The sequence below is a fragment of the Pseudoxanthomonas sp. LH2527 genome (genome assembly GCF_022539275.1).
Taxonomy (GTDB): domain Bacteria; phylum Pseudomonadota; class Gammaproteobacteria; order Xanthomonadales; family Xanthomonadaceae; genus Pseudoxanthomonas_A.
Map to the genome: position 1 here is coordinate 18,561 of NZ_JAKZBW010000039.1, position 10,641 is coordinate 29,201.

General features: G+C 67.8%; 10 protein-coding genes and 1 pseudogene. 5 read left to right on the forward strand and 6 right to left on the reverse strand.

What is annotated here, in order from left to right; genetic code table 11:
• Window positions 1-2: 2 nt before the first annotated feature.
• A complete protein-coding gene (locus MMG85_RS17045; protein ID WP_241047122.1) occupies window positions 3-278 on the reverse strand; it encodes a polyhydroxyalkanoic acid system family protein in 276 nt (91 codons plus the stop codon).
• Window positions 279-377: 99 nt separating this feature from the next.
• Between MMG85_RS17045 and MMG85_RS17050 the strand changes: the two genes are divergently transcribed.
• Window positions 378-1,181, forward strand: coding sequence for an FHA domain-containing protein (locus MMG85_RS17050; RefSeq protein ID WP_241047123.1), 804 nt, complete (start codon window positions 378-380; stop codon window positions 1,179-1,181).
• Here the strand turns inward: MMG85_RS17050 and msrQ are convergent.
• Window positions 1,150-1,779, reverse strand: a complete 630-nt coding sequence (gene msrQ / locus MMG85_RS17055; protein ID WP_241047124.1) for a protein-methionine-sulfoxide reductase heme-binding subunit MsrQ — start codon at window positions 1,777-1,779, stop codon at window positions 1,150-1,152. The genes MMG85_RS17050 and msrQ overlap by 32 nt on opposite strands.
• Window positions 1,780-2,279: 500 nt before the next feature.
• A complete protein-coding gene (msrP, locus tag MMG85_RS17060; protein WP_241047125.1) occupies window positions 2,280-3,248 on the reverse strand; it encodes a protein-methionine-sulfoxide reductase catalytic subunit MsrP in 969 nt (322 codons plus the stop codon).
• Window positions 3,249-3,420: 172 nt separating this feature from the next.
• Here msrP and serC point away from each other — a divergent pair, with 172 nt between their 5' ends.
• The 3 genes from serC to aroA all read left to right on the forward strand — a co-directional run bounded on the left by serC (window position 3,421) and on the right by aroA (window position 7,260).
• On the forward strand, window positions 3,421-4,506 hold the full coding sequence (serC, locus tag MMG85_RS17065; protein WP_241047126.1) for a phosphoserine transaminase: 1,086 nt from the start codon (window positions 3,421-3,423) through the stop codon (window positions 4,504-4,506).
• A gap of 99 nt (window positions 4,507-4,605) precedes the next feature.
• Window positions 4,606-5,757 carry a prephenate dehydratase gene (gene pheA / locus MMG85_RS17070; protein WP_241047127.1) on the forward strand — a complete coding sequence of 384 codons (1,152 nt, stop codon included), beginning with the start codon at window positions 4,606-4,608 and terminating at the stop codon, window positions 5,755-5,757.
• 198 nt (window positions 5,758-5,955) lie between these two features.
• Window positions 5,956-7,260, forward strand: a complete 1,305-nt coding sequence (gene aroA / locus MMG85_RS17075; RefSeq protein ID WP_241047128.1) for a 3-phosphoshikimate 1-carboxyvinyltransferase — start codon at window positions 5,956-5,958, stop codon at window positions 7,258-7,260.
• A 183-nt stretch (window positions 7,261-7,443) separates the two neighbouring features.
• Here aroA and MMG85_RS17080 read toward each other — a convergent pair whose 3' ends face one another.
• Both MMG85_RS17080 and MMG85_RS17085 read right to left on the reverse strand, forming a co-directional pair.
• Window positions 7,444-8,001 carry an energy transducer TonB gene (locus tag MMG85_RS17080; RefSeq protein ID WP_241047129.1) on the reverse strand — a complete coding sequence of 186 codons (558 nt, stop codon included), beginning with the start codon at window positions 7,999-8,001 and terminating at the stop codon, window positions 7,444-7,446.
• Window positions 8,002-8,395: 394 nt separating this feature from the next.
• Window positions 8,396-9,043 (reverse strand): TonB family protein, encoded by a 648-nt coding sequence (locus tag MMG85_RS17085; protein WP_241047130.1) that lies wholly within the window; start codon window positions 9,041-9,043, stop codon window positions 8,396-8,398.
• A 111-nt stretch (window positions 9,044-9,154) separates the two neighbouring features.
• Between MMG85_RS17085 and serS the strand changes: the two genes are divergently transcribed.
• On the forward strand, window positions 9,155-10,435 hold the full coding sequence (gene serS, locus MMG85_RS17090; RefSeq protein WP_241047131.1) for a serine--tRNA ligase: 1,281 nt from the start codon (window positions 9,155-9,157) through the stop codon (window positions 10,433-10,435).
• 103 nt (window positions 10,436-10,538) lie between these two features.
• Here serS and MMG85_RS17095 read toward each other — a convergent pair.
• Window positions 10,539-10,641, reverse strand: a pseudogene (locus tag MMG85_RS17095) (IS110 family transposase); the annotation flags it as partial.

Genomic DNA, 10,641 nt, shown 5'->3' on the forward strand with positions numbered 1-10,641 from the left:
GGTCAGTCGAACTTCTCGCTCAGCACCCGGCGGATCTCGGCTTCGATCGGGCCCTTCATCGCCGACAGCAGGAAGCCCAGGTTGGCGGTGACCCGCAGCTTGTCGGCGAGCAGGGCGATGGTGCCGTCCACGCCGGAGCGGCTGAATTTCAGCGTGTCGCCGTCCCAGCCGTAGTCCATGTCGAAGCGCTCGGCCAGTTTCTTGGCCACGCCTTCGACGGCCTTGCGCGCCTGCGCGGGCGACTTGGAATGCGGGTGCTGGATATCGATACTGGCCATGCGCGGGCTCCGGTGACGGGCCGCCATTCTGCGCGGCGACGCGTGAAGATGCCAAGCCGGGGCTGCCGGTCCCACGCCAACCTGCTAGGCTCCCGTCGCGTGCAGAACCTCAGACTTCATTTCAGCAACCGCCCCGCGCCGGACCGGCCGCTCACCACCGGTGTGCACCGCATCGTGCGCGAGGCCACCGGCACGATCGGCGTCGGCGATGCCCTGCAGGGCGCGCTGCTGGCGCAGATCTGCGTGGACCGGCGTGGCCTGTGGCTGCAGGTGGCCAACGGCATGCGCGGCGTGCACATCAATGGCCGTCCGGTCAGGCGCATGGCGGTGTTGCGGCCCGGCGATGCGGTGTTCGTGGAAGGCGTGGAGTTGCTGCTGCAATCCGGCTACGCGTCGGCGGCCGACCTGCGCGACAGCGATGCCGGCCAGGGCGACATGCGGGTGGTGCTGCGTGGCCTGGGCGGCAAGTACCACGGCAAGAGCGTGTCGCTGGAACAGCCGCGCGTGGTGGGCCGCGCCCGCGATGCCCACATCCGCATCGATGACCCTGGCTTCGCCGAACGGCATGCCCGCCTGGAACTGCGCGGCGAACGCGTGCTGCTGCGCGATCTGGGATCGTCCGAAGGCACGCGCGTCAATGGCGTGACGGTACGTGATGCGCTGCTGGTGGCCGGTGACCAGATCGTGTTCGATGCCCAGCATCGCTTCGTGCTGGAAGTGCCGTGGGCGCCCAGCGCGAAACTGGAGGATGCCGCCCCGATGGACGACGCCGGCATCGTACCCACGGATGGCGACACGCCGGTCCGGCAGGCCTCGTCGATGCTGCGCTGGCCGTGGCTGCTGCTCGCGGCGCTGCTGATGGCGGGCGCGCTCAGCGCGCTGCTGCTGTTCGGCGCGGGCTGAACTTCTTCCAGACACGCCAGCCGAGCAACACCGCCAGGATGGCGGCATACAGCAGCGGCTCGCGGATGTCCGACTTCACCAGCCACCAGAAGTGCAGCACCGCCAGCACGCCGATGGCGTAGACGAGCTTGTGCAACTGGCCCCAGCGACGGCCGAGCCGGCGCATCCAGCCCTGGGTCGAGGTGATGGCCAGCGGCACCAGCAGCAGCCAGGCGGCGAAGCCGACGGTGATGTAGGGCCGCTTGACGATCTCCTCGAAGATCTGCGTCCAGTAGCCGCGCAGGTCCAGGCCCAGATACACGGCCAGGTGCAGGCTGGCGTAGAAAAACGCATACAGCCCCAGCATGCGCCGGAAGCGCAGCAGCACGGACTGTCCGGTCAGCTGGCGCAGCGGCGTGAGGGCCAGCGCGATCATCAGCATCCGCAGCGCCCACAGCCCGGTGCGATGCTCGATTTCCGCCACCGGATCGGCACCCAGCGCATCGCTGCCGTGCTGCCAGACGTCGTAGAACTGCCAGGCCAAGATGGCCAGCGGGGTCAGCGCAAGCGCATGGACCAGGGTCTTGGCGGCGATGAGGCGCGGGGAGGTCTTGGGCATGCGGGATGGGGCCGGTGTCGGTGTCGGAAGGCGATGATGTCAGGTGCGCGACGATGTCGGGAGGCGGGCGACGTCAGCGGCTGCGGGTCGTAGCGCCGAGGGAGGCGACCCCGTCCCAGCGCCCTTCGTGCAAAACCCGTCGAGAGGCCGTTCGTGGTGAGCCCGTCGCGGGGCCGTTCGTGGTGAACCTGTCGAGGCTCCGTGCCGGGTGAGCCTGTCGAGGTCGCCTTCGTGGTGAGCTTGTCGAGGTCCCGTTCGTGGTGAGCCTGTCGAACCACGCTGTTGGCGAAAAGCCTGAGCGTCGGCCTCGAAAAGCGTGGTTCGACAGGCTCACCACGAACGGAATGGCAACGCATCACGAAGTGAGTGGAAGCTCACCAGAAACGGAGTGTGAGTTCACTCCTGCCGGACCCGGGTGGCATCGCACCACACGCAAACCGCGAACGACGTTGCCATGCCAGCCCCCGGACAGCCGCAGTAAGCGGTCTCCGGACGTGCGCTCAATACCACTTCTTCAGGTCCATGCCGGCGTACAGCGACGCCACCTGGTCGGCATAGCCGTTGAACGCGCGGGTGGGGATGCGCTCGGCGAACAGCTTGCTCTGCGTGCCGGCGATGCGGCGCTCGGTCTTCTGGCTCCAGCGCGGATGGTCGACGTTCGGATTGACGTTGGAGAAGAACCCGTACTCCGAGGGCTGCAGGTCGTGCCAGGCGGTTTCGGGCATCTTCTCGACGAACTTGATCTCGACGATCGACTTGATGCTCTTGAAGCCGTACTTCCACGGCACCACCAGCCGCAGCGGCGCGCCGTTCTGCTGCGGCAGCGGCTTGCCGTACAGGCCGGTGGCCAGCAGGGTGAGCGGATGCATGGCCTCGTCGATGCGCAGGCCTTCGCGGTAGGGCCAGTTGATCGAGCGGTAACGCACGCCGGGCATCTGCACCGGATCGGCCAGTGTGGTGAAGGCCACGTACTTCGCCTTGGAGGTGGGCTGGAACTTCTTCAGCACCTCGCCCAGCGGGACGCCCAGCCACGGGATCACCATCGACCAGCCCTCCACGCAGCGCAGGCGGTAGATGCGCTCCTCGGGCGTGGGCCCCTTGATGAGATCCTCCAGCGCGATCTTCCCGGGCTTGGCGCATTCGCCGCCCACCACCACCGACCACGGCGAGGTCTTCAGGGTCTTGCGGGCATTGGACGGGTCGGCCTTGCCGGTGCCGAACTCGTAGAAGTTGTTGTAGGTGCTGACATCCTCGAACCGGGTCAGCGTCTCGGTGGTGCGGAAGCCGGACCGCGCCTGTTCCGGCGTCACCGTGATCTTCGGCGGCGGCGGGGGTTCGGCCTCGGCGCAGCCGGCCAGGGCCAGTGCGGGTGCGGCGGCGAAGGCCTGCAGCAGGCGGCGACGCTCCAGATAGACACGCTCGTCGGTGACGTGGGAGGCAGGAATCCGCAGGGCATCGCGCAAGGACATGGGAGGGTTTCCTCGGAGGGCTGTGGTTCGACCCGGGCATGCGGCATTGGTTCACCGGCCGGGCGCATACAAGGTAGTACGCCCGTGATGAAGAAAAGGATGCGCTCGGCGCTGGTTGCCCCTGCAACTGATGCGCTGCGGCATACTACGGCCCTTCCTGTTCAGGTGCCCCATGACGCGCGCGTTCAACTTCAGTGCCGGCCCGGCGACGTTGCCCGAATCCGTCCTGCGGCAGGCCCAGGCCGAGATGCTCGACTGGAACGGCATCGGCGCGTCCATCGTGGAGATCAGCCACCGCAGCCAGGACTTCATTGCGGTGGCGGCGCAGGCCGAAGCCGACCTGCGCGCGCTGGTCGGCATTCCCGACGACTACGCGGTGCTGTTCCTGTCCGGCGGCGCCACCACCCACCAGGCGCTGCTGGCGCTGAATTTCGCCGCGCCCGGCCAGGTGGTCGACTACGTGGTGACCGGCCACTGGGGCAAGACCGCGATCAAGCAGGCCAAGCCCTACTGCACCGTCAACATCGCCGCCGACGGCGAAGCCGGCGGCTTCCACGACATTCCCGCGCGCGACAGCTGGCGGCTCACGCCGGGCGCGGCCTACGTCCACATCACCGCCAACGAGACCATCCACGGCGTGGAGTTCCGCGACACGCCGGACGTGGGCGACGTGCCGCTGTTCGCCGATTTCAGTTCCTCCATCGCCTCCGAGCCGCTGGACGTGTCCAAGTACGGCGTGATCTACGCCGGCGCGCAGAAGAACCTGGGCCCGGTGGGCGTGGCGGTGGTCATCATCCGCAAGGACCTGTTCGCGCGCAGCGGCCAGCCGCGCGCGGACATCTTCGACTACCGCTCGCATGCCGAGCGCGACTCCATGCTCAACACACCGCCGACCTGGAACTGGTACCTGGCCGGTCTGGTGTTCAAGTGGATGCTGGCCGAAGGCGGGGTGGCCGAGTTCGCCCGCCGCAATGCGGTGAAGTCGTCGCTGGTCTACAGCGCCATCGACGCCTCTGGCGGTTTCTACCGCAACGACGTGGCGGCGGCCGCGCGGTCGCGGATGAACATCCCGTTCTTCCTGCCGGACGACACCCTGACCGCGCGCTTCGTGGCCGAATCGAAGGCGGCCGGCCTGCTGGCGCTGAAAGGCCACAAGGCCGTCGGCGGCATCCGCGCCTCGCTGTACAACGCGATGCCGGTGGAAGGCGCGCAGGCGCTGGTGGAGTTCATGCGCGATTTCCAGCAGCGCAACGGATGATTCGGGTCGTTGTTGTAGGAGCGACGTAAGTCGCGACCGTCAACATCCAGGTCGCGACTTACGTCGCTCCTACAGAAGGCAACACAGGACACAACAACAATGGCTTCCAAGCCCAGCAAACCCTCCGCCAAGCCTGCGAAAGGCAAGAAAACCGACGCCACGACCACCCCCGCGCCCGCGCTCTCCGACGTCCGCGCCAAGATCGACGGCATCGACCGCCAGATCCAGTCGCTGATCGCCGAGCGCGCGCGCTTCGCCCACCAGGTCGGCAAGGCCAAGGGCAAGCTCGCCGCCGCGGTGGACTATTACCGGCCCGAGCGCGAGGCGCAGGTGCTGCGGATGGTGGTGGACCGCAACGAGGGGCCGCTGTCCGACGAAGTACTGGTGCACGTCTTCCGCGAAATCATGTCCGCCTGTCTGGCCCAGCAGGAGCCGCTGAAGATCGGCTACCTCGGCCCGGAAGGCACCTTCAGCCAGCAGGCCGTGCTAAAGCACTTCGGTCGCTCGGCGCACGGGCTGCCGCTGGCCAGCATCGAGGAAGTGTTCCAGGAAGTGGCCAGCGGCAACGCCGATTTCGGCGTGGTGCCGGTGGAGAACTCGGGGCAGGGCACCATCCAGATCACCCTGGACATGTTCCTGACCTCGGACCTGAAGATCTGCGGCGAAGTCGAACTGCGCGTGCACCAGTTCCTGATGTCGCGCAGCGGCCGCATCGACGACATCGAGCGCATCTACGCGCACCCGCAGTCCTTCGCGCAGACGGCCGGCTGGCTGCGCGCCAACCTGCCGAAGGTGGAGAAGGTGCCGGTGTCCAGCAATGCCGAAGGCGCACGCCGCGCGCGCGGCAACGACGACGCGGCGGCCATCGGCGGCGAGAGCGCAGCGCACGTGTACGGCCTGAAGAAGGTCGTCATGAGCCAGATCCAGGATGACAAGGACAACACCACCCGCTTCCTGGTGATCGGCCGCAGCCTGTTCCCGCCGTCCGGCCACGACCGCACCTCGGTGCTGGTCTTCATCCATGACAAGCCCGGCGCGCTGTTCGACGTGCTCAGCCCGTTCGCGCGCCACGGCATCAGCATGAACCGCATCGAATCGCGCCCGTCGCACCACGCCAAGTGGGAGTACGGCTTCTTCATCGACCTGGCCGGCCATATCGACGACGAGTCGATGAAACAGGCACTGGCCGAGCTGAAGCAGCATTCGGCGCAGATCAAGGTGCTGGGGTCGTATCCGGTTGCGGTGCCTTGAAAGCCGTCACGAACCCCGTCCGGTCTTGGTATCGCGTTGTTCGTCATCCCGGCGAAAGCCGGGATCCCCGTTGACGTTGCCTTTTGCCGGACCAGCAAGATCAAGATGGATCCCGGCTTGCGCCGGGATGACGGCAACCTCCCGTCATCCGTCCAGACGTCCGCTTCCTTCTATCCTCGTAAGACGCAACGAGCTCCCATGACCCAACACTGGATCGCCTCCACCGGCCGCGCCTTGCGCGGCACCCTCGACATCCCCGGCGACAAGTCGGTCTCGCACCGCGCGGTGATGTTCGCCGCGCTGGCCGATGGCGTATCGACCATCGACGGCTTTCTCGAAGGCGAGGACACGCGTGCCACGGCGGCGATCTTCTCGCGCCTGGGCGTGCGTATCGAAACCCCGTCGCCGTCGCGCCGCATCGTGCACGGCGTCGGCGTGGATGGCCTGAAGGCCGCGGATGGCGAGCTTGATTGCGGCAACGCCGGCACCGGCATGCGCTTGCTGGCCGGCCTGCTCGCGGCGCAGCGGTTCGACAGCGTGCTGGTCGGCGACGAATCCCTGTCCAGGCGCCCCATGCGTCGCGTCACCGGGCCGCTGTCGACGATGGGCGCGCGCATCGACACCGAAGAGGGCGGGCTGCCGCCATTGCGCATCCACGGCGGGCAGGCGCTCACCGGCATCGACTACACGCTGGAAGTCGCCAGCGCCCAGGTGAAGTCCGCTGTGCTGCTGGCCGGCCTGTACGCCGATGGCGAAACCGTCGTGCGCGAGCCGCATCCCACCCGCGATTACACCGAGCGCATGCTCAAGGCCTTCGGCGTGGACATCGATTTCTCGCCCGGCTTCGCGCGCCTGCGTGGCGGCCAGCGGTTGAAAGCGGCGGACATCGCGGTGCCGGCGGACTTCTCCTCGGCGGCGTTCTTCCTGGTCGCGGCCAGCATCATCCCGGGCTCCGAGCTGCGCCTGCGCGCGGTCGGCCTCAATCCCCGCCGCACCGGCCTGTTGCAGGCACTGCGCCTGATGGGGGCCGACATCAGCGAGGAAAACGCCAGTGAGCATGGCGGCGAACCGGTCGCCGACCTTGTGGTGCGCCATGCACCGCTGCGCGGCATCGCCGTGCCCGAGGCACTGGTGCCGGACATGATCGACGAGTTCCCGGCGTTGTTCGTCGCGGCCGCCGCCGCAGAGGGCCCAACCGTCGTCAGTGGTGCCGCCGAGTTGCGGGTGAAGGAATCCGACCGTCTCGCTGCGATGGCGAACGGTCTGCGCGCCTTGGGTCTGCGCATCGACGAAACCCCGGATGGCGCGACGATCTTCCCCGGCGAGCTGCAAGCCGGCACCGTCGACTCCCATGGCGACCATCGCATCGCCATGGCGTTCTCGATTGCCGGCCAGCTCGCGAAGGGCGAGGTGCGCATCGGCGACGTCGCCAACGTGGCCACCTCGTTCCCGAACTACGACGGGCTGGCCACGGGGGCGGGGTTCGGGCTGCGCAACGCCTGAGGCCTCACGAAACTGGGTGTGGGAGCGACGTAAGTCGCGATGAAGGGTCCTGAATGCATCATCGCGACTTACGTCGCTCCCACAACAGCCGCTCACAACCACGACGCATGCATGAAAAAGGGGGCGCCTGCCCGCGCCCCCTTTCCTTTCCTCGTCAGCTCCGTGTCGGGAGCGGTGCCGTGCTTAGATCGGCGTGAAGTCCACCGGCACCTTCACGCTGGTGGCGACGGCCTTGCCGTTGCGCATGGCCGGCTCGAAGCGCCACTGGCGCACGGCGGTCAGCGCGGCACGGTCCAGATCGCGTTCGCCGCTGCGCTCGACCACGCGAACCTCGACCGGATTGCCGTTGGCGTCCACCTCGGCCAGCACGACCACCGTGCCACCCACGCCGGCCCGCAGCATCGAGGCCGGGTACTTCGGCTCGGTGTTGGTCGCGAGCGGGCGTGCATCGCGGCTGATCGGCGCCGGGCGCGTGGCGACACGCTCGGTGCGTTCGCGGTTGGCGGCAGCGCGTTCGCCTGCCGGCGCGGCGGGTGCCGTATCACCGATCACGGCTCCCGGCACGGTAGCCACTGGGGCCTCGGCCGGCGCACGCGACTGGCTCCACCAGATCAGGCCGCCGGCGGTGACCGCGAAGGCGAGCAGCGTCAGCAGGACGGGGGACGTGGTGCGGCGCGATTCGACCGTGCTGTCTTCGACGGTGTCCGGGGCGCGGTATTCGTTGTTCGTGGGCATCGACATATGAACCTCCGTTTCGCGTTGTGGGTTCCGCGTTGGAACGGTGCCCAGTCTTTGCGCGACGATGTTTGCGATGCGTGATCGAGTGATGAAGCGCGCCGGTTTGAGTTCAGGTACCGGAATCCGCGTTCATCGGTGTGCAGGGCGCGTGCATGGGCGCAGCCTTTCCGCACTGCGGCCGGACATGTCGCGTATCGGAAGCTCCGAAACAAGGCCCCGTTCGTGGTGAGCTTGTCGAACCACGCTTCTGGCGCTGATGTGTGCCGTCGTAGCTTTTGGATCTTCCGCGAAGAGCGTGGTTCGACAGGCTCACCACGAACGGATCTCTAGCGGCGCTTAAAGTCGGTTGGCGTCGTTGCGGCGCCAACGCAGCATCGCGCGCGACGCCGACGTCGCATCACCGCATCTTGAAATCGATCGGCACCGTCACCGCGCCTGGGACCGGCTGGCCATCGCGCTGCGCCGGCTGGAAGCGCCACTGGCGCACGGCGGTGACCGCGGCGCGGTCCAGATCGCGCGAGCCGCTGCGCTGGGCGACGTCGACGGAAGTGGGCACGCCATCGGCGCCCACTTCCACGCGCACCATCACCGTGCCTTGGTCGCCATTGCGCATCGCGGCGGCCGGATATTCGGGGGCGGGGGTCTGCCCGGGGATCGGCACCGGCACATCGCCCGGGGCCAGCGGAACGGTGGCGGTCGGCGCCGGGGCATCGCCGGGCGTGGCGGGCAGCGGGGTTTCGGAGACCGGTACCGGCATCGGCTTTTCTTCCACCAGTTGCGGGCGCTCCTCGGGCGCGGGGCGCGGCGCCGGTTCGTCCATGCCGCTGGCGCCGGTGCCGGTGGACAGCGGTTCGGGCAGCGCTTCGATCGGCAGCGCCTTGCCCGGCGCGGCGGCCTCGGGGGTATAGAAGCCGTCGTCGCGGCCGACCCACCACACGATCAGGAACAGCAGCAGGCCGATGCCGAAGGCGATGGCGGCGTTGCGCAGGGCAGTGCGGGGCAGGCGGAAGGTGAAGTGCGGGTCGTGCGGTTGCTGGGCCGACATGGGGATCACCGGTGGAATCGCGCCGATTCTTGCACAGCGGGGGTTAACCGCGCGGGCAGTCGGTCGCAGATGGGCGATAATGCCGGCCTCCCACGCCAGACTGCTGTTTCCATGCTCGATCCTGTCCTGCTCCGCACCCAGCCCGCCGAACTCGCCCAGCGCCTCAAGCAGGCCCGCAACTTCGACCTGGACGTGTCCCGCATCGCCGAGCTGGAGGCTGCCCGCAAGCAGTTGCAGAAGCGCACCGAGGAGTTGCAGAACCTGCGCAACACCCGTTCCAAGGCGATCGGCCAGGCCAAGGCCAAAGGCGAGGACGTGTCCGCGCTGATGGCCGAAGTGGCCGGCTTCGGCGACGAGCTGAAAGCCTCGGAAGTGAAGCTGGACGAGATCCGCAGCGAGATCGAAGCCCTCGCCCTGGGCATTCCCAACCTGCCGCATGCCAGCGTGCCGGTCGGCCAGGACGAAGCCGACAACGTCGAACAGCACCGCTGGGGCACGCCGCGCACGTTCGACTTCGCGGTCAAGGACCATGTGGAACTCGGCGCCCGCCACGGCTGGCTCGACGCCGACACCGCCGCCAAGCTCTCCGGCGCCCGCTTCACCGTGCTGCGCGGCCAGCTGGCCCGCCTGCATCGCGCGCTCGCGCAGTTCATGCTGGACCTGCACACCAACGAGCACGGTTACGAAGAGACCAGCGTGCCAGTGATTGTCAACGCCGACTCGATGCGCGGCACCGGCCAGCTACCGAAGTTCGAGGAAGACCTGTTCGCCACCCAGCTCGGCGAGCACAAGCGCTATTTGATCCCGACGTCCGAAGTGCCGCTGACCAATATCGTCCGCGACGAGATCCTCGACGACGCCCGCCTGCCGCTGCGCATGACCGCGCATTCCATGTGCTTCCGCTCCGAAGCCGGCAGCGGTGGCCGCGACGTGCGCGGCATGATCCGCCAGCACCAGTTCGAGAAAGTGGAACTGGTCTCCATCGCCCGCCCGTCCGAAAGCTACGACGAGCAGGAGCGTATGACCCGCGCCGCCGAAACCGTGCTGGAGAAGCTGGGCCTGCCTTACCGCCGCATGCTGCTGTGCACCGGCGACATGGGCTTCGGCGCCACCAAGACCTTCGACCTGGAAGTCTGGCTGCCGTCGCAGGCCATGTACCGCGAGATCTCCTCGTGCTCCAACTGCGAGGACTTCCAGGCCCGCCGCATGCAGGCCCGCTGGCGCAACCCCGCCACCGGCAAGCCCGAACCCGTGCACACGCTCAATGGCTCCGGCACCGCCGTCGGCCGCGCCCTGATCGCGGTGATGGAGAACTACCAGAACGAAGACGGCTCGATCACCGTGCCTGACGTGCTGCGGCCGTACATGGGTGGTGCGGAACGGATCGCCTGAGGTATTGAATCCTTCTCCCCGCAAGCGGGGAGGGGAGAACATCCGCAGCCGCACAATGCCGCTGTTCCTTCTCCCCGCCTGCGGGGAGAGCAACTGTCTTGATTCAGGCTGTTTGGGAGGCGTTGAGATGGTCCCGCATGCGGGCGTTGAGGATGACCAGCAGTTTGCGCATGGATGCCACCAGGGCCACCTTGGCGGGTTTACCT

Excerpts from the sequence above, each read along its gene's own strand:
- MMG85_RS17045 (WP_241047122.1), bottom strand. The coding sequence starts at position 278 with ATGGCCAGTATCGATATCCAGCACCCGCATTCCAAGTCGCCCGCGCAG.
- MMG85_RS17085 (WP_241047130.1), bottom strand. The coding sequence starts at position 9,043 with ATGTCGGCCCAGCAACCGCACGACCCGCACTTCACCTTCCGCCTGCCC.
- msrQ (WP_241047124.1), bottom strand. The coding sequence starts at position 1,779 with ATGCCCAAGACCTCCCCGCGCCTCATCGCCGCCAAGACCCTGGTCCAT.
- serC (WP_241047126.1), top strand. The coding sequence starts at position 3,421 with ATGACGCGCGCGTTCAACTTCAGTGCCGGCCCGGCGACGTTGCCCGAA.
- MMG85_RS17080 (WP_241047129.1), bottom strand. The coding sequence starts at position 8,001 with ATGTCGATGCCCACGAACAACGAATACCGCGCCCCGGACACCGTCGAA.
- msrP (WP_241047125.1), bottom strand. The coding sequence starts at position 3,248 with ATGTCCTTGCGCGATGCCCTGCGGATTCCTGCCTCCCACGTCACCGAC.
- aroA (WP_241047128.1), top strand. The coding sequence starts at position 5,956 with ATGACCCAACACTGGATCGCCTCCACCGGCCGCGCCTTGCGCGGCACC.
- serS (WP_241047131.1), top strand. The coding sequence starts at position 9,155 with ATGCTCGATCCTGTCCTGCTCCGCACCCAGCCCGCCGAACTCGCCCAG.
- pheA (WP_241047127.1), top strand. The coding sequence starts at position 4,606 with ATGGCTTCCAAGCCCAGCAAACCCTCCGCCAAGCCTGCGAAAGGCAAG.